This is a genomic window from Pseudonocardia sp. TRM90224, from assembly GCF_021245725.1.
Classification (GTDB): Bacteria; Actinomycetota; Actinomycetes; order Mycobacteriales; family Pseudonocardiaceae; genus Pseudonocardia.
On sequence record NZ_JAJGSX010000003.1, the window covers coordinates 248,110 to 264,715 of the forward strand.

Here is a 16,606-nt window from a genome sequence, read left to right on the forward strand (position 1 = left end):
CGGCGGTCGGCGCTCATGGCCGGAGGTACGTTCGGCAGATGATCGTCCCGGAGCCCGTGGTCCTGACGCGTACCGGCATCGTGCTCGAGCCGTTGCGGCGCGAGCACCGCGACGGGCTCGTGGCCGCCGCGACCGACGGGAAGCTCTGGGAGCTCTGGTACACGGCCGTGCCTGGACCCGGTGAAGCGGAGGCCTACATCGACACCGCACTCGACGGGCAGCGTCGCGGCACCATGCTGCCGTGGGTCGTGATCGACGACGCCACCGGCGAGGTGATCGGTACGACGCGCTACCACGACATCGACGCGGCGGTCGACCGGGTGGAGATCGGCTACACCTTCTACCGGGTGAGTCGCCAGCGGTCGCACGTGAACACGACGTGCAAGCTCCTGCTGCTCGGCCACGCGTTCGACAACGTGGGCTGCGCGGTGGTCGGCTTGCGCGCGGACGGCTTCAACTTCGACTCACAACGAGCGATCGAACGGCTCGGGGCGAGGAAGGACGGCGTGCTCCGCCACCACAGCCCCCGGCGCGACGGGACTGTTCGCGACACCGTCGTCTACAGCATCCTTGCGGCGGAGTGGCCCGACGTCCGCAGGCACCTGGAACTGCGGCTGGAGCGCGCCCGACATGCAGGAACCTGATGACCAGGCGTCGATCATATGCATTGGGCAGATCCTCGGAACGACCGTAACTTCGCCTGCATGACGATCACGCGCCAGCACCTCACCGTCGGCGAGGACGGCCAGCCGGTCCCGATCACCAACGACCCGGACGGCAACCCGTTCCCGCGGATCCCGGTCATCAGCTACGCGGTGACGCACGGCGACACCGTGCACCTCAGCGGGATCACCGCCCATCCGCTGGGTCCCTCGCGGGGCATCCGGGCCCAGACCCGGGAGGTGCTCGGGCGGATCGACGAGCTGCTCGCCGGAGCGGGCACCGACAAGTCGAAGCTGCTCACGGCGCAGGTGTGGCTCGCCGACATGGGCGACTTCAGCGAGCACAACCGGGAGTGGAACGCCTGGGTGGACCTCGCCAACCCCCCGGTGCGGGCGTGCGTGCAGGCGACGCTGATCCTCCCGGTGCTGCTCGTCGAGATCATGGTGACCGCTGCGCGCTGAGACCGTGCCCGTCGCTCAGCCCGGTTTGAAGAACGCGAGCATCCTCCGGCTGGCGTCCGGTGCCATCAAGATCTCCTGGATGTCCGCGGAGTCCCGGGCGGCGGCGGTCGTGCGTTCGTACATCTCCTTCTCGTACTCCGCGACGGCGGCGGGGACGTCGTCCGGGTGCGCGGCCAGGGCGAGCCCGAGCAGCGCGCCGTCGAGCAGCGCCATGTTGGCGCCCTCCCCGACCGGTGGCATCAGGTGCGCGGCATCGCCGACGAGGGTGACGTCGGGCCTCGACGGCCAGGTCAGGCCGATCGGGAGGGTGCTGATCGGCCAGAGCCGGATCATGTCGTCGGAGGCTGCGATCAAGGCGGTGAACCGCGGGTGCCAGCCGGGGAGCATGTCGATCAGCCGCGCCCTGGCGGTGGCCGGGTCGTCGAACGGGATCCCGCTGGTGGCGAACCAGTCCTCGGCGGTGTTGTAGAAGCTGATGCCGATGCGCACGCGGCCGTCGCCGTTGCGCTGCGCCGCCAGCGACTTCCCGTCGCCGAGCACCCAGTAGCTGCCGCGTCCGACCATCGCCGCGAGGTCGGGGTGCGTGCGGTCGATATCCGGGATGCCGATCTCGACGGCGTTCTGGCCGATGTGCGTGGGACGGGCGTCGGTGAGCATCGGGCGGACCCGCGAGTTCGCGCCGTCGGCCCCGACCAGCAGGTCGTACGTCGTGCTGCTGCCGTCGGCGAAGTGCAGCACGCCGTCGGCGGACGATTCGAATGTGTGCCCCCAGCGCACCGCACTCTCGGGGATGGATTCCAGCAGCAGGTCGCGCAGATCGGCCCGATCGACCTCGGGCCGGAGGAGCGGGGCGTCGTCGGGAGTGTCCTCCTGGAGCAGGAGGGTGCCGTCCGGCTCGAGAAGCCGCAGGTCCTGGCCCTCACCGCGGGCGATCGCGAAGAACTCGTCGATGAGCCCGGCCTCGCGCAGTGCCCGCTGGCCGGAGTGGATGTCGAGCATGCCGCCCTGACCACGTGCCTCGCGGGACGACTCCCGTTCGTAGACGACGGCGTTGATGCCGTTCACGTGCAGCACCCTGGCCAGCGCCAGGCCGCCCAGGCCGGCTCCGACGATCGCGATCTCCATGGTCACCCCTCGATTCACCGTATCGGTCAATACAGTGTATCAACACCAACGCTGTATCGTCGCCGCATGTTGGTGTGGGAGCGGCCGGAGCCGCCGGAACGGCCGACGCCGGCCCCGCTGAGCCGGGAGCGCATCGTCCGGGCGGCCGTCCGCCTCGCCGACGTCGACGGCCTCGACGCGGTGTCGTTGCGCAAGGTCGCCGCGGAGCTGGACGTCGGGCCGATGCGGCTGTACGGCTACATCGCCACCAAGGAGGAGCTGCTCGATCTGATGGTCGACGCCGTTCACTCCGAGATCCGACCGACCGGAGCCGGCTGGCGCGAAGCACTGAGCTCCCTGGCCGAAACCACCCGGCAGGCCGCCCGCCAGCACGAATGGCTGGCCGACCTGATCGGCGGGCGGCCCCAGCTCGGACCGAACACGCTGGCCGGCGGAGATGCCGTGCTGGCCGCGATGGGCGACATCGAGCTCGAAATCGTCGTGCCGGCGGTGGCCGCCGTCAACGCGTACGTGGTCGGCGCCGTACGTCGGGAGGTCGCCGAACGACGTGCCGAGCGGGTGTCCGGGATGGACAAGCACGAGTGGCAGGTCGCCTTCGGGCCCTACCTGCTGCGCACGTTCGCGACCGGCCGGTTCCCCGCGCTCGCCAGGATGGTCCACGACGGCCCGCACCTCGACCCCGACGAGACCTTCCGCACCGGCCTGCAGTTCGTCCTCGACGGCATCGAGGCGCGGCTGCCGCGTTAGGGTCGCGGTCCGCCTAGATCGAGGGAGGGGGATCTGTGCGGATCGCGATCGCCGGGCTGGCCACCAGTCACCCTTACACCGACGCCAAGACGCTCGCCGCGCACGCCGAGCTCGCCGTTTGGGAGCCCGACCGGGAGCGGCTGGCCCGCTTCACCGGCGAGCACCCGGGCGCGATCGTCTGCGCCGACCTGGCCGCGCTGCTCGCGACCGCACCGGACGGGGTGGTGCTGACGGTGCCGAACCCGCAGGTCCCGGCCGCGCTCGCGCAGGTGCTCGGGACCGGGCTGCCCTGCTTCGTCAACAAGCCGGCGGCCGCGACCCGTGCCCAGCTCGACGCGTTGGACGCGCTGCCGATCGGCGACCGCGTGTTGAGCAGCTCGGTGCTGCGCTTCGCGCCGGCGATCGCGGCGGCGGCGCTCGACCCGGCGCAGGTGCTGGCGGTGCGGGCGACCGTCCGCCACGACGTCGGCATGTGGGCCACCGGCTACAACCGTTGGCAGGACACCCCGGCCGAGGGCGGTGGCACGCTCGTGACGATGGGCGTGCACGGCGTCGAGCTGCTGGTGGCGCTGCTGGGGCCGGACGTGCGGCTCGTCGGGGCCGCGGGCGCGATCCGGCACCACCACGGCCTGCACTCGGAGGACACCGGGGTCATGGCGCTGCGGTGGGCGTCGGGTGTCGTGGGCACCGTCGAGATCATCGGCGTCTCGGCCGAGGAGGCCTACACGGTTGCCGTGCACCGGGCCGGCGGCACCGACACGATCGTCGTCGAAGGTGGCGACGAGCCGCTGCGCGGTCTCGGCTACGAGGGCACGATCGCGGCGTTCCTCGCCATGGTGGGCGGCGCGCCGAGCCCGGTCCCGTGGGTGCAGACCCGTGCTGTGCTGGAGGTGCTGGTCTCGGCCCGTGAGCACACGCGTTGACAGCCGTTCCGGCCCGCAGTTACGGTCTGGGCCGTAACTGGAACTGCGGGGGGAACGCGTGCGGACGACGGCGGAACTCGACGAGCGGCTCGCGCGCCCCGACCCGGCGCTCGTCGAGGACCTGGAGAAGCTCGACGGCGACATCCTGATCCTCGGCGCAGGCGGGAAGCTCGGCCCGAGCCTCACCCGGCTCGCGCTCAACGCCACCCGCGGCTCGCGCACGGTCACCGCGGTCTCGCGCTTCTCGGAGCCGGGCCTCGCCGACGCGCTGCGGGCGGACGGCGCGAACGTCGTCAGCGCCGACGTCGCCGACGATCAGGCCCTGCGGGCGCTGCCGGATGCGGCCAACGTCGTGATGCTGGTCGGGGCGAAGTTCGGTACGCAGGGCCGCGAGCAGGCGACCTGGTTCACGAACGCGTACCTGCCCGGCCGGATCGCCGACCGGTTCCGCGGCTCGCGCATCGCCGCGCTCTCCACCGGCAATGTGTACCCGCTCGTGCCCGTGACCAGCGGCGGAAGCGTCGAGGACGATCCGACGGGCCCGGTCGGCGACTACGCGATGAGCTGCCTCGGCCGGGAGCGGGTGCTGACGCACCTCGCCGAGACCCACGGCAGCCCGTTGGCGCTGATCCGCCTCAACTACGCCGTCGAGATGCGCTACGGGGTTCTCGTCGACCTGGCGCAAAAGGTGCTCGCCGGCACTCCGATCGACCTCGCGACCGGCCACGTGAACGTCGTGTGGCAGGGCTACGCGAACGCGGTGACCCTGCGCAGCCTGCTGCTGGCCGACGTCCCGCCGTTCGTCCTGAACGTCACCGGCCCCGAGCTGCTCTCCGTCCGGTGGGCGGCCGAGGAGCTCGGGCGGGTGCTGGGCAAGGAGCCCGAGTTCGTCGGCGAACCAGCCCCGACCGCGCTGCTCTCCAACGCCGCCCGGTGCCATCGGCTGTTCGGATATCCGCAGCTCACGCCGGGTGAGCTGATCGAGCACACCGCGCGCTGGGTGGCCGATGGCGGGCCGCTGCTCGGCAAGCCCACCAAGTTCGAGCGGCGTGACGGCCGCTTCTGATGATCAGCGAGACGAGCCCCAGCAGCACCGTGCCCGACCTGTTCCGCAACGGCATGGTCATCCCCGCCCACCCGCTGGCGCTCACCGCCGACCGCACGCTCGACGAGCGCCGCCAGCGGGCACTGACCCGCTACTACGTCGAGGCGGGCGCGGGTGGGCTGGCCGTCGGGGTGCACACCACGCAGTTCGCCGTGCACGGGACCGGGCTGCTCGCCCCGGTGCTGGAGCTGGCCGCGGAGACCGCGCGCGGGTACGACCGTCCGGTCGCCCTGATCGCCGGAGTGATGGGCACGACGGCACAGGCGGTAGCCGAAGCGGAGCTGGCGCGCTCGCTCGGCTACGACATGGTGCTGCTCAGCCCGTTGCGCGAGCTTGCCGAGGACGGGCTGGTCGAGCGGGCCCGCGCGGTGGGCGAAGTGCTGCCGGTGATCGGCTTCTACCTGCAGCCGGCGGTCGGCGGGCGGCCGCTGACCCGCGGCTTCTGGGAGCGGTTCGCCTCGGTCGAGGCCGTGGTGGGGATCAAGGTCGCGCCGTTCGACCGCTACCGCACCCTGGACGTCCTGCACGGCGTGGTCAGGGCGGGCCGGACGGCCGAGGTCGCGCTCTACACCGGCAACGACGACCACATCCTCGCCGACCTAGTCACCGCGCACCGCGTGGTCGTCGACGGCCGTGAGGTGGACGTCGAGTTCGTCGGCGGGCTGCTCGGCCAGTGGGCGGTGTGGGTGCACCGGGCGGTCGAGCTGCTGGCGCAGGCGCGGCTGGCGCGCGGTGGCGACGACGTCGCGATGCGGCGGCTGCTCTCGCTCGACGGGCACCTCACTGACGCCAACGCGGCGATCTTCGACTCGGCCAACGGCTTCCGCGGCTGCATCCCGGGCATCCACGAGGTGCTGCGCCGGCAGGGGTTGCTGGCCGGCCGGTGGTGCCTCGACCCCGCTGAGGAGCTGTCCCCCGGTCAGCTGGCCGAGATCGACCGGATCTGGGCGGCGTACCCGCGGCTGCGCGACGACGAGTTCGTCGCGGAGCGGCTCGCGACCTGGCTGGCCTGACGTGTCAGAGCGTCAGCCGGTACAGGGTGAGCGGACGACCACTGGACCCGCTGGTCAGGTTGCCGGTGCGCTCGGCGAGCCCGGCGAGCTCGAGGCGCTGCAGCATGCGGCGCGCCGTGCGTTGCTGGACGACCAGCCGATCGGCGATCTCCCGGGTGGTCAGCGGCTCGTCGCCGGCCGCGGCGCGGGCCTCCTGCAACTTCTCCAGCGTAGGCACCGAGAGGCCGACGCGGCGGGCGAGCAGCGCGAGGCTGTGTGCGCCGCCCGCGGCCCCCGTGATCGGCGCGGCCGGCGCCGACTCCAGCACGATGTCGGTGTCGGCCCGCAGCGAGAGCACGGCGGCGACGTCGCCGATGCGCCGGGCCCTGGCGAGCGCGCGCCTGGCCAGGCTCTCCGCCTCCGCGGCGCTGCGGCCCAGCCCGAAGCCGACACGCACGACGTCGCTCTGCTCGGCCAGCCGCGTGAGCATCGGCAGCGCGGTGAAGCCCGCCGTCGCGTCGTGCAGCGGGCCACGGGTCGTGACCAGCAGGTGCGTGCCCCCGCGGAACGCCGCGAGCGTGCCGCCCAGCGCCGCGGCCTCGCGCAGCAACCCGTCCTCGCCGGCCACCTCCACCAGCCCGAGCGCGATCTGGGCGTCCTCCTGCGCCTGCCCTTCCGCGGTCAGCAGCAGCTGGCGCAGCGCCACGCGCACCGAACGGACCGAGGGCACGAGCCGCAGGACGTGCATCTCGTCGCGCAGCGCGTCGCGCACCGAGCTGAGGCAGGTGACGACCGGGCGGGCGCCGCCGCGGCGGTGGAACGCGATCGCCCCCTCGGACGTCATCTCCCGGCGGTACGGCAGCGTGCGCAGCTCGCCGGTGGGCAGGCCCGCCTCGGTGAACGTGCTGATCACCTCGCCGGTGGCGAGCGTGTCGATCGACAGGCGCGAGACGTCGTGCCCCTCGTGCTGCAGCCGCACGAGTGCGCCCAGCAGCGTCGAGCCCGAGTAGTCGACGAACGCGGCGGGGCGGGTCAGCACGTCGGCGTCGCGGGCGAGCATGTACGGGACGATGCCGGTGAACAGCCAGCCCTCGACAGCGCCCGCCTGCGCCTCGACGATCGCCGGGGCGTGCGACTCGTGGTCGTAGTCGAGCCGCAGCGCGGTGACCCCGAGCTGCTCCTCGCACGTGGCCGCGACGTCGTCGACAAGATCGTGCGGCCCGACGACACCGATCACGATGCCCACCCGCGGCCTCCTCTCGTCCGGTATTTCGGTCGGGGCCGCAATCGTAGCCACTGAGGAGTGCGGATGGTCCTGCGGTTCCCGTCGATGGCCGATGCCGACGGCCGGACGCTCGGCGACGAGGAGCTTGCCGCCCTCGGCGAGGTGATCCGCTCGGGCATGCTCAGCTCGGTCTGGGGAACCGCGGCGCGTGCGCTGGAGCGCGAGGTCGCGCAGCTGTACGGCGCACGACACGCGATCTCCTGCAGCTCCGGCACCGCCGCACTCCACCTCTCGGTCGTCGCGGCCGCGCCCGAGCCGGGCGATGAGATCATCACGACCCCGATCACCGACTTCGGGACCGTGGCGCCCATTCTGGCGCAGAACGCGGTGCCGGTGTTCGCCGACGTCGACGCCGCGACTGGCGCGCTCGACCCGGACGCCGTCGCAGCGCTGATCGGGCCGCGGACCCGCGCGATCATCGCGGTGCACCTGTTCGGCGCCCCGGCGCCGGTTGCGGAGCTGCGCGCGCTCGCCGACGAGCGCGGCCTGGTGCTGATCGAGGACTGCGCGCAGGCGTGGCTGACCCGGGTGCCGGACGGGCGGCTCGCCGGCACCGCGGGCTCGGTCGGCACCTTGAGCCTGCAGCAGTGGAAGCACATCACGTGCGGCGACGGTGGGCTCGTGATCACCGACGACGACCGGCTGGCCAAGGCGATGCGCCTGTTCGCCGACAAGGGGTGGGACCGCGCGGCCGGTCGTTCGCACGAGACGTTCGGCCTCAACTACCGGATGACCGAGCTGCAGGCCGCGGTGGCGCGGGCCCAGCTGGCGAAGCTGCCCGCGGTCGTCGCCCGGCGCCGGGCGAGCGCCGAGGCGCTGCTGGCGGCGATCGACGGGCTCCCCGACACCGTGCTGCCGCGCCCCGACGGGCACGCGTGGTGGCTGTTCCCGCTGGTCCGCCCGCGCGGCGACGCGCCGCAGCTGGCCGCGCACCTGAGTGCCGCCGGGATCCCGGCCCGAGCCGGCTACCTGCGTGAACCGCTCAACCGGGCGCCCGTGTGGTCCGGGCCCATCTACGGCAGCTCGGCGTTCCCGCTCGACGGGGCGGCCGGCCCGACGTTGCCGTGCCCGCGCGCCGAGGAGCTGGTCGAACGCACGTTGCTCGTCATCGACTGGAACGAGAACTACACCGACGAGCACGTGGCGCTGATCGCGAAGGAGCTCAGGAGCTTCGCCTAACGGTCCGGACTCGGCCGTTGACCCACGAACGGGTAGCTCGATAGGTTTCGGTCCGGACCGGTATTCACCGATGATCGACCCCTGGGGGAGCCCGATGCGGAAGGTAGTGGCAGCCGGTCTCGCGGCCGTCTTGGGCGCGGTGCTCGCCGGGTGCGGTGGCGGCGCCGGCGACAGTGGCACGTCGACGGTGACGATGTGGATGTACCCCGTCATCGAGGACCAGGCGAAGAGCCGGGCCTTCTGGGACAAGGTCGAGAAGGACTTCGAGGCCGCGAATGCCGGCATCGACGTGAAGGTCGACCTGCAGCCGTGGGAAGGGCGCCAGGAGAAGGTCACCACGGCGCTGGTGTCGAAGAAGGGCTTCGACCTGGTCGTGCTCGGGCCCGACCAGATCCCGCAGTACGCGGCGCAGGGCACGATCGCCCCGGTCGACGACGTCGTCGCCGACGCCAAGGACGCCTTCCGGCCGAGCGCGCTGGCCGCGCTCACCACCGACGGGGCCCTGTACGGCGTCCCGATCTACCAGACGATCACGTCGCCGATCTTCGACCGGAAGGTCTTCACGGACGCGGGCGTCACGACGCTGCCCACCACCTGGGACGAGGTCAAGGCGGCCGCGCCGAAGCTCGCCGCCAACGGCGTCCCCGTGCTGATGTACCCCGGCGCCCCGGAGACGTCGCTCAACCTGAGCTTCTACCCGATCCTGTGGTCCTACGGCGGCTCCGTCTTCGCTCCCGACGGCAAGTCGGTCGCGTTCAACGGGCCGGAAGGCGTCCGGGCGCTGCAGATGTTGCTCGACCTGCAGGCCGCCGGCGGGCTCCCGGCGAACGCCGCGACCTTGACCAACGTCATCGAGGGTGGCCCGCTCAGCCAGGGCAAGAGCGGCTTCTACCACGCGGCGGCGAACATCGGCGCCGTCCAGCTGGGCGCGGCGCTCGGCCCGGAGAACGTCGCCGTCGGGCTGCCGATCCAGGGCACCAAGCGCGTGGCGTTCGGGATCCCGGGTGGGCTCGTGCTCGCAAAGGCGTCCAAGAGCCTGGAGGCGGCCAAGAAGTTCGCGGCCTACGTCGCATCACCCGAGGTCAGCGCGGCGCTGTCGAAGGAGTCGGGCTACTTCACCGCGCGCACCGACGCGAAGGTCGAGGGGCGCTCCGCCACCGCGACCGAGTTCGAGAAGTCGTTGGAGTTCGCGTTCCCCGGCGACACGCACCCGTTGGCCCGCCAGGTGATGACGCTGCTCTCTCCGGAGATCCAGGCCGCGCTGCAGGGCCGCAAGAGCGCGCAGCAGGCGCTCGACGACGCCGCGAAGCAGGCCGACGAGCAGCTCGCCGCCGCGCGCTGAGAGCAGGGAGCACGTGCGACACCGGTTGCGGGATCCCGTCGCGGGGCTGCTGTTCGTCCTGCCGATGCTGGTGCTGTTCCTGATCTTCAGGTTCGTCCCGGCGTTCGGGGCGGCCGGGATGAGCCTCACCGACTACAAGATCAGCGGCGAGTGGACGTTCACCGGCGTCGACAACTACGCCAGGCTGCTGCGCGACCCGATCTTCCTGGGCAGCCTGCGCGTGACCGTCGTCTACGTGGCGATCTACGTCCCGTTGACGGTGGTCGTCGCGCTGGGCACGGCGCTGTTGCTCAACTCGGTGATCTTCCTGAAGGGCCTGTTCCGGGGCATGCTCTTCCTGCCCTACGTCACCAGCTTCGTGTTCGCCGGCATCATCTGGCGCTGGATCTACGACTTCGACGGCCTGCTCAACGGCCTGCTGGGGTACCTCGACCTCGGGCCGGTCGGGTTCCTCGACGACACCGCGCTGGTGCTGCCCTCGCTGGCCGTCGTGCAGGTGTGGAAGGGCTTCGGGTACTCGATGCTGATCCTGCTCGCCGGGTTGAAGGCGATCCCCGAGTCGTACCTGGAGGCGGCCCGCGTCGACGGTGCGAGCGCGTGGCAGCGCTTCCGGCTGATCGTGTTGCCGCTGCTGCGCCCGGCGCTGTTCTTCGTGCTGGTCATCGAGACGATCGGGGCGTTCCAGACGTTCGACATGATCTACGTGATGACCGGCGGCGGGCCCTCGCGGGCGAGCTTCAACCTGATCTACGCGCTGTACGACCAGGGGTTCAAGTTCTTCGACCTCGGCTACGCCGCGACGATCGGGGTCGTGCTGTTCTTGCTGGTCTTCGTGGTCTCGATGATCCAACGCCGGTTCATCGACCGGAGCGCGGCATGACGCTCACCGCGGCACATCCCGCTGCCCCCACAGCGCCGGCGCCGACGCGGCGTCGGACGTGGGGCCGGATGTCGGGCCGCTGGCCGCTCGTCGCGCTGCTGGCGGTCGTGTCGATCCTGACGGTCAGCCCGTTCGCGGTGATGCTCGTGCTGGCGCTCTCCCCGCCGCGCGCGCCGACCGTGCCCCACCAGTGGCCCGACGCGCTGACGCTGGACAACATCGTCAGCACGCTCACGGCCGCCGGGTTCGTCAGCTGGACGGTGAACTCGCTGATCTACGCGGGCGTCTCCGTGGTCGTCATCCTGCTGACCGCGTCGATGGCCGGCTACGCGTTCGCGAAGAAGCGCTTCCCCGGGCGGGACGCGCTGATGTGGGCGTTCCTCGCGACCATGATGGTGCCGTTCCAGGCGACGCTCATCCCGCTGTTCGTACTGGTCTCGAGCCTCGACGGGGTCGACACGTTCTGGGGGATGATCGTCCCGACGCTCGCGAACTCGCAGGCGGTGTTCCTGATGCGCCAGTTCATCAGGGACCTGCCCGACGAGCTGTTCGAGGCCGCCAGGATCGACGGCGCGTCCGAGTGGCGGATCTTCTGCCAGATCGTCCTGCCGCTCACCCGACCGATCCTCGCGACGCTGGGGGTGTTCGTGTTCCTGTGGCACTGGAACGACTTCCTGTGGCCGCTCGTGGTCGCGCAGAGCGAGGAGCTGCGGACGTTGACCGTCGGGCTGACCTCGCTGCGGGGCGAGGAGTACCCGCTGGCGATGGTGATGGCGTCGGCGGCCGTCTCCGTGGTGCCATGCCTCGTGGTGTTCTTCCTGCTGCAGCGCTACCTGGTGAACAGCATCGCCTCGACGGGGTTCAAGTGAGGCCCGACCCGGCCGCCGAGCAGCTGCGCGACCGGCTGCGCGGCACGCTGATCGCGGCCGCGGCCACCCCGATGACCAGCGAGGCCGTGATCGACCTCGACGTCGTGGAGACCTACCTGCGTGGGCTCGTCGCCTCCGGTGCGGACGCGCTCGCGGTGCTCGCGCACACCGGCCGCGGCCCGTTCCTCTCTGCGGCCGAGCGGGCGGCGGTGATCGAACGGGCGGTCGCGGTGGGCGTTCCGGTGCTGGTAGGGGTCGGGGGCGGCGCGGATGCCGACGCACCCGCGCAGGCGCAGGTGGCCGCCGAGCTGGGCGCGTCGGGGGTGCTGGTCTTCCCACCACCCGGCGACCGGGTCGCGGCGCACGACGCGGTGTGGCGGGCCGCCGGCCTCCCGATGATCGCGTTCGACCTCTACACGATGCCGTGCCGCGCCGACGAGCTCGCCGCGGTGCTCGAACACCCCGGCGTGGCAGGGCTCAAGACGGCATTGCTGTCGGACGCGATGGGCTGCCAGCGAGCGATCGACCTGACCAGGGCGGCCGGGCGGCTCGCGATCACCGGCGAGGACCGCATGTTCGCGGCGTCGCTGCTCTGGGGCGCCGAGGCGGCGCTGGTCGGGATCGCCGCAGCGTCTGTCGGGACGACCGCGGCGGTGCTGGCGGCCTACCGCGACAACGACCTGCGGGCGTTCGAAAAGGCCTCCACCCGTCTGGACGCGCTGGCCAAACGCACCTTCAAGGACCCGATGGAGGGCTACGTGAGCCGGATGCTCCGCATAGCCGCCGAAGAAGGCCGCATCCCCGAAGCGCACGCCCAAGACCCGCACCGCCCGTAGCGTCGACAACGACGTTATGGCTGTTTTGAAACGTTCCAAGCAGCCAGAACGTCGTTGTCGACGGTGAACAGGGCGGCCGCGTTCTCCCACGCTATGCGGGCTTTTGCTTCGCGGGTCAGTCCTGCTGCCGCTACCGCGCCGAAGGCTGATGCCGGGTCGATCAGCGTCGAGTCGGTGCCGAAGAGCAGCTGTCGGGTGTCGACGCCGGCCACGACCTGCGCGATGCGGCCCGCGGGCGCGTGCGACCAGCAGGGTTCGAGGTAGAGCCGGTCGCACGAGCGGGCGGCCTCGATCGCGAACCGGTGGCCGTCGGCGCCCATGTGCCCGGCGATCGCCCGCAGGCCGGGGATGTCGAGGCAGGCCTGCGCCAGGTCGAGCACCGACGGTCCCCACGTGTGCACGAGCGCGGGGCAGCCGAACGGCGCGACCATCGTCAGCGCCTCACGCATCTGCGGTGACGTGAGCGGGGAACCGGTGTAGTCGGTGTGGATCTTGACGCCGACGAACCGGCCCGTCGGCAGGTACTCGCGCAGGTCGCGTTCACCGTCGGCGAGCCGGCGCGGGTTGACGGTCACGTGGCCGAACAGGCGCTGGCCGTCGAGCACGCCCGCCAGCGCCCGGTTGCCGGCCGGCGCGTCGTAGATCACCGCCTCCGTCGCCGAGACGATCGAGACGTCGATGCCGTACCGGTCCATGGTGGCGACGCTCGCGCGGGCCACGTCCATCGTGAAGAACCACGGGCCCCAGTGCGCGTGCACATCGATGATCATCCGAGCAACCTCCGGGCCGTACCGCCCGCGACGGCCGCGACCTGCTCGGCGTCGAGCCCGCCGGTGGCCAGCCGCAGCAGCGGGACGAGCGGTTCGTAGTGCGGTGCGCGCGAGCCGTAGAGCAACCGGTCGGCGCCGACGTGCGCGGCGACCGTCTCCAGCGCGTCGGGCGAGTTGAGCAGGCGGGTCGAGGTGTGGAACCCGGGCTCGTCGAGCGCGGCGACGATGAAGTCGCCCAGGTGGTAGAAGTGCGTGTCCAGGAAGACGACGGTGGCGCCGAGCCCGGCGAACGGTCGCCAGAACCGGCGCACGTCCCCGCCGGTCAGCACGGTCAGCCCCAACGCGACGGCCTTCTTCGCGACGTGGCGCACCGACGGGAAGCCGGCCTCGACGCCCTGCTCGTCGGGGAAGAGCCGGACGGCCCGCGCGCCCCGCTCGGCCACCCGCTCCAGCTCTCGGGCCGCGCCGATCGGGTCGCGCAGGTCCGCGACCGCCACCGGGACGAACGGTGCGCCCGTCGCGAGCATCTCGTCGTTGCCCGAACGCATGTCGAACAGCGCCGCACGCAGGTTTGCCGCCGCACCGGTCGCGATCCGGTGCGCGCCGAGCGTCGCCGCCACCGCGGCCGGGTCGCCCGCCGGTCCGTCGCGGTCGGGGAAGGCGCCGATGAGCACGTCGACGTCGAGCGTCACCTGCAGGTCGCCCACCAGCCGCCAGGCGTCGAACGGGTCCGTCATGCCTCGCATCATGCCATTACGGTCCGGACCCAAATCGTGTTAGCGTCCACGGCGTGCCGCGGAAGGTGATCGACGCCCACCGGCTCGCCGGGCCGGTGCCGTTCGACGACCTGCCCACCGATCCGCGTCCCGAGATGGAGCGCCTCGGCATCGATTCGGCGCTGGTCACGCACACGATCGGCCTCTACAGCGATCCGCAGGCCGGCAACGACGCGCTCGCGCAGCTCACCGACCCGCGGCTGATCCCCGTCCCGGTTGTTGTGCCAGGGGTGGCCGGGGCGGACGTCCACGCCGCAGGTGCGCGGCTCGTCCGGCTGTGCCCGCAGCGGCACCGGTTCGACCTGACCGGCCCGATCGCGCTGCGCACGCTCGGCGATCTCGGGGTGCCGGTCGCCGTCGACTTCGAGGAGACCTCGCCCGCCGAGCTGCGCACCCTCGCCGGGCACCTGACCGAGCTGCGGATGCTCGTCCTGAATCCCGGCTACCGGCACCTGCGGGCGCTCGCCGAGCTGCTGGCCGTCGCGCCGAACGTCTGGACGGAGATCGGCACCGTCAACACCGAGGGCGGCGTCGAGTGGCTGGCCGAGCGGTTCGGCGCGCAGCGGCTGGTGTTCGGCACCGGCGCCCCGGTGCTCGACGACTGCGGCCCGCGGTTCCTGCTCGACCACCTCGACCTGCCCCCGGCCGACGTCGACCTGATCGCGGCCGGATCGCTGGAAGGACTGTTGGAAGGACTGCCGGGGTGACGCTCGGGATGACGCGGCTGCTCGACGCGCACGGCCACGTCGGGTCGTGGCCGGACTTCCTGATCCCCGACCCGAGCGCCGAGGGGCTGCTCGCGATGATGGACCGGGTCGGCGTCACCACGATGGGCATCAGCCACCTGCTCGCCGTCGGGCCCGACGCGGTGGCCGGCAACCGGCTGGCCATGGAGATCGCCCGGCAGCACCCCGGCCGGTTCGGCGTGTGGCAGGTCTACAACCCGCACCACCGCACGCCCCTGAGCAGCACGGACGGCAGCTCCGATCTATGGGGCGTGAAGATCCACCCGGACGTGCACCGCTGCCGTCTCGACGACCCGCGCTACGAGCCCGTCTGGCAGCTGGGCCAACCCGTGCTCGCGCACGGCCAGACCGGCTCGCCGTGGAGCGATGCCGAGCAGTTCGCGACGGTCGCCGCGCGCCACCCGGACGTGCCGCTGCTGATGGGCCACGTCGGGCTGTTCCCGGACGGCTTCGACCGGGCGGTGCGGCTGGTCGCGGACCTGCCGAACGTCCTGCTGGAGGTGTGCGGCTCGAAGATGACCGGCCGGTGGCTGGCCCGGCTGGTCGGGCTCGCCGGGGCCGATCGGGTCGTCTTCGGGTCCGACGCCTGCTTCCTCGACCTGCGCATCGGCGTGGGCCGGCTGCTGCTCGCACCGCTCTCGGACGCCGAACGCGCGGCGGTCGGGCACCACAACCTCGCACAAGTGCTGGGGCTCGCATGACACTCGCGCTGGACGGCGGCCGGCCGGTCCGCACGGATCCCTGGCCGTCGTGGCCGCCACCGCTCGACCCCGCCCAGCGTGCGCTGGTGACCGCCGTGCTCGAGAGCGGGCAGTGGGGAGCGACCCAAGGCGGGACCGTAGTGGCCGACCTCGCCGCCGCCATGGCGGCGCAATCGGGCGCCCCGCACGCCGTCGCGACGGGCAACGCCACGCTGGGGCTGTTCGCGGCGTTGCGCGGGCTCGGGGTCGGGCCCGGCGACGAGGTTGTCGTTCCTGCCTACACGTTCGTCGCGTCGGCAACCGCGGTGCTGCTCGCCGGCGCCGTCCCCGTCGCGGTCGACGTGGACGCCACCGACCTGCACATCTCGCCGGCCGCGGTCGAGGCGGCGCTCACCGCCCGCACGGCGGCGATCATGCCCGTGCACCTGGCCGGCAGCCCGGCCGACATGGACGCGATCTGCGCGGTTGCCGCGCGCAACGGGTTGGCGGTCGTCGAGGACGCCGCGCAGGCGCACGGAGCCGCGTACCAGGGGCGTCCGGTCGGTGGCATCGGCGACGCCGGGGTGTTCAGCTTCCAGTCGAGCAAGGCGATGACCGCGGGCGAGGGCGGCATGATCATCTGCCGGAACCCGGACGTCCACGAGGCGATCTGGTCGGTCTGCAACCTCGGCCGCGTGCCCGGCGACGCCTGGTACGGGCATCCGAACCTGGGCTGGAACCTGCGGCTCACCGAGATCCAGGCGGCGCTGCTGCTGCCGTGGCTCGACCGGCTCGACGCCGAGCTGGACCGGCGCGCCGCCTTCTGCGCAGCAGTCGAGCAGTCGCTGGCCGGCCTCGCGGTGAGCGTCGTGCCGGCCCCGGCCGGGACGACCCGCGACTCGCGCCACCTGCTCATGCTCCGCCTGCACGATCCGGTCGACCGCGAGTTCCTGCTCGCTGCGATGGCGGCCGAAGGCGTTCCGCTCGACGGCGGCTACCGGCCGCTCTCGACGTTCCCGGCGCTGGTCGCGGCCGGCGCCCGCGCTGAACCAGCGCCGACGGCGGCCGACGCGGCGCAAGCGGTCGTCTGGGTGCGCCAGCCGATGCTCATGGACGAGCCGGAGCGGGCCGGCGACGTCGCCGCGGCGCTGGCGAAGGTGCTCGCCTCGCCCAGAGCCCACCGCATCGAGCCGCAGGTACCAGCCTGAAGGGACCCTTAAAGCAACC

The 16,606-nt window shown here is 72.2% G+C and carries 18 protein-coding genes; 14 read left to right on the plus strand and 4 right to left on the minus strand.

The genetic code is table 11. The annotated features are described in order from the left end of the window. Positions 1 to 38: 38 nt before the first annotated feature. Entirely contained in the window at positions 39 to 644 is a 606-nt protein-coding gene (locus tag LL648_RS05390) for a GNAT family N-acetyltransferase (protein ID WP_232661281.1), read from the plus strand. 60 nt (positions 645 to 704) lie between these two features. After that, complete coding sequence (locus LL648_RS05395; protein WP_232661282.1) at positions 705 to 1,124, plus strand: RidA family protein; 420 nt, start codon at positions 705 to 707, stop codon at positions 1,122 to 1,124. 15 nt (positions 1,125 to 1,139) lie between these two features. On the opposite strand, the gene LL648_RS05400 is transcribed toward LL648_RS05395, so the two are convergent. Continuing rightward, positions 1,140 to 2,249 (minus strand): FAD-dependent oxidoreductase, encoded by a 1,110-nt coding sequence (locus LL648_RS05400; protein WP_232661283.1) that lies wholly within the window; start codon positions 2,247 to 2,249, stop codon positions 1,140 to 1,142. 66 nt (positions 2,250 to 2,315) lie between these two features. Here LL648_RS05400 and LL648_RS05405 point away from each other — a divergent pair, with 66 nt between their 5' ends. The 4 genes from LL648_RS05405 to LL648_RS05420 are packed head-to-tail and all read left to right on the plus strand — an operon-like array spanning position 2,316 to position 6,037. Continuing rightward, positions 2,316 to 2,996: a TetR/AcrR family transcriptional regulator gene (locus LL648_RS05405; protein ID WP_232661284.1), complete on the plus strand. Its 681-nt coding sequence runs from the start codon at positions 2,316 to 2,318 to the stop codon at positions 2,994 to 2,996. 35 nt (positions 2,997 to 3,031) lie between these two features. After that, positions 3,032 to 3,919, plus strand: a complete 888-nt coding sequence (locus LL648_RS45020) for a Gfo/Idh/MocA family protein (protein ID WP_232661285.1) — start codon at positions 3,032 to 3,034, stop codon at positions 3,917 to 3,919. Positions 3,920 to 3,977: 58 nt separating this feature from the next. After that, positions 3,978 to 4,985 carry an NAD-dependent epimerase/dehydratase family protein gene (locus LL648_RS05415; protein WP_232661286.1) on the plus strand — a complete coding sequence of 336 codons (1,008 nt, stop codon included), beginning with the start codon at positions 3,978 to 3,980 and terminating at the stop codon, positions 4,983 to 4,985. Beyond that, a complete protein-coding gene (locus tag LL648_RS05420; protein WP_232661287.1) occupies positions 4,985 to 6,037 on the plus strand; it encodes a dihydrodipicolinate synthase family protein in 1,053 nt (350 codons plus the stop codon). The genes LL648_RS05415 and LL648_RS05420 overlap by 1 nt, the downstream gene beginning before the upstream one ends. Positions 6,038 to 6,041: 4 nt before the next feature. On the opposite strand, the gene LL648_RS05425 is transcribed toward LL648_RS05420, so the two are convergent. Beyond that, the gene (locus LL648_RS05425) at positions 6,042 to 7,262 is read right to left on the minus strand and encodes a hypothetical protein (protein WP_232661288.1); all 1,221 of its coding nucleotides are present in this window, start codon (positions 7,260 to 7,262) and stop codon (positions 6,042 to 6,044) included. A gap of 63 nt (positions 7,263 to 7,325) precedes the next feature. Here LL648_RS05425 and LL648_RS05430 point away from each other — a divergent pair, with 63 nt between their 5' ends. The 5 genes from LL648_RS05430 (at position 7,326) to LL648_RS05450 (ending at position 12,407) form a co-directional block, all read left to right on the plus strand. Further along, positions 7,326 to 8,480 (plus strand): DegT/DnrJ/EryC1/StrS family aminotransferase, encoded by a 1,155-nt coding sequence (locus tag LL648_RS05430; RefSeq protein ID WP_232661289.1) that lies wholly within the window; start codon positions 7,326 to 7,328, stop codon positions 8,478 to 8,480. A 94-nt stretch (positions 8,481 to 8,574) separates the two neighbouring features. Then, positions 8,575 to 9,822, plus strand: coding sequence for an extracellular solute-binding protein (locus tag LL648_RS05435; protein WP_232661290.1), 1,248 nt, complete (start codon positions 8,575 to 8,577; stop codon positions 9,820 to 9,822). 13 nt (positions 9,823 to 9,835) lie between these two features. Then, positions 9,836 to 10,702 (plus strand): carbohydrate ABC transporter permease, encoded by an 867-nt coding sequence (locus LL648_RS05440; RefSeq protein WP_232661291.1) that lies wholly within the window; start codon positions 9,836 to 9,838, stop codon positions 10,700 to 10,702. Beyond that, positions 10,699 to 11,571, plus strand: coding sequence for a carbohydrate ABC transporter permease (locus LL648_RS05445; protein ID WP_232661292.1), 873 nt, complete (start codon positions 10,699 to 10,701; stop codon positions 11,569 to 11,571). The genes LL648_RS05440 and LL648_RS05445 overlap by 4 nt, the downstream gene beginning before the upstream one ends. After that, positions 11,568 to 12,407, plus strand: coding sequence for a dihydrodipicolinate synthase family protein (locus tag LL648_RS05450; protein ID WP_232661293.1), 840 nt, complete (start codon positions 11,568 to 11,570; stop codon positions 12,405 to 12,407). Before LL648_RS05445 ends, LL648_RS05450 begins: the two co-directional genes overlap by 4 nt. A gap of 14 nt (positions 12,408 to 12,421) precedes the next feature. Here LL648_RS05450 and LL648_RS05455 read toward each other — a convergent pair whose 3' ends face one another. Together LL648_RS05455 and LL648_RS05460 are read right to left on the minus strand one after the other, a co-directional pair. After that, on the minus strand, positions 12,422 to 13,177 hold the full coding sequence (locus tag LL648_RS05455) for an amidohydrolase family protein (protein WP_232661294.1): 756 nt from the start codon (positions 13,175 to 13,177) through the stop codon (positions 12,422 to 12,424). Continuing rightward, complete coding sequence (locus tag LL648_RS05460; RefSeq protein WP_232661295.1) at positions 13,174 to 13,914, minus strand: amidohydrolase family protein; 741 nt, start codon at positions 13,912 to 13,914, stop codon at positions 13,174 to 13,176. The genes LL648_RS05455 and LL648_RS05460 overlap by 4 nt, the downstream gene beginning before the upstream one ends. A gap of 53 nt (positions 13,915 to 13,967) precedes the next feature. Between LL648_RS05460 and LL648_RS05465 the strand changes: the two genes are divergently transcribed. Genes LL648_RS05465 through LL648_RS05475 form a run of 3 tightly spaced genes read left to right on the plus strand, consistent with a single transcriptional unit; the run spans position 13,968 to position 16,587 of the window. Next, complete coding sequence (locus LL648_RS05465; RefSeq protein ID WP_232661296.1) at positions 13,968 to 14,660, plus strand: amidohydrolase family protein; 693 nt, start codon at positions 13,968 to 13,970, stop codon at positions 14,658 to 14,660. Beyond that, positions 14,657 to 15,400 carry an amidohydrolase family protein gene (locus tag LL648_RS05470; RefSeq protein ID WP_232661297.1) on the plus strand — a complete coding sequence of 248 codons (744 nt, stop codon included), beginning with the start codon at positions 14,657 to 14,659 and terminating at the stop codon, positions 15,398 to 15,400. Before LL648_RS05465 ends, LL648_RS05470 begins: the two co-directional genes overlap by 4 nt. Beyond that, the gene (locus LL648_RS05475; protein ID WP_232661298.1) at positions 15,397 to 16,587 is read left to right on the plus strand and encodes a DegT/DnrJ/EryC1/StrS family aminotransferase; all 1,191 of its coding nucleotides are present in this window, start codon (positions 15,397 to 15,399) and stop codon (positions 16,585 to 16,587) included. The genes LL648_RS05470 and LL648_RS05475 overlap by 4 nt, the downstream gene beginning before the upstream one ends. Positions 16,588 to 16,606 lie beyond the last annotated feature (19 nt).

Excerpts from the sequence above, each read along its gene's own strand:
- LL648_RS05390 (WP_232661281.1), top strand. The coding sequence starts at position 39 with ATGATCGTCCCGGAGCCCGTGGTCCTGACGCGTACCGGCATCGTGCTC.
- LL648_RS05395 (WP_232661282.1), top strand. The coding sequence starts at position 705 with ATGACGATCACGCGCCAGCACCTCACCGTCGGCGAGGACGGCCAGCCG.
- LL648_RS05400 (WP_232661283.1), bottom strand. The coding sequence starts at position 2,249 with ATGGAGATCGCGATCGTCGGAGCCGGCCTGGGCGGCCTGGCGCTGGCC.
- LL648_RS05405 (WP_232661284.1), top strand. The coding sequence starts at position 2,316 with ATGTTGGTGTGGGAGCGGCCGGAGCCGCCGGAACGGCCGACGCCGGCC.
- LL648_RS05420 (WP_232661287.1), top strand. The coding sequence starts at position 4,985 with ATGATCAGCGAGACGAGCCCCAGCAGCACCGTGCCCGACCTGTTCCGC.
- LL648_RS05430 (WP_232661289.1), top strand. The coding sequence starts at position 7,326 with ATGGTCCTGCGGTTCCCGTCGATGGCCGATGCCGACGGCCGGACGCTC.
- LL648_RS05435 (WP_232661290.1), top strand. The coding sequence starts at position 8,575 with ATGCGGAAGGTAGTGGCAGCCGGTCTCGCGGCCGTCTTGGGCGCGGTG.
- LL648_RS05445 (WP_232661292.1), top strand. The coding sequence starts at position 10,699 with ATGACGCTCACCGCGGCACATCCCGCTGCCCCCACAGCGCCGGCGCCG.
- LL648_RS05455 (WP_232661294.1), bottom strand. The coding sequence starts at position 13,177 with ATGATCATCGATGTGCACGCGCACTGGGGCCCGTGGTTCTTCACGATG.
- LL648_RS05460 (WP_232661295.1), bottom strand. The coding sequence starts at position 13,914 with ATGACGGACCCGTTCGACGCCTGGCGGCTGGTGGGCGACCTGCAGGTG.
- LL648_RS05475 (WP_232661298.1), top strand. The coding sequence starts at position 15,397 with ATGACACTCGCGCTGGACGGCGGCCGGCCGGTCCGCACGGATCCCTGG.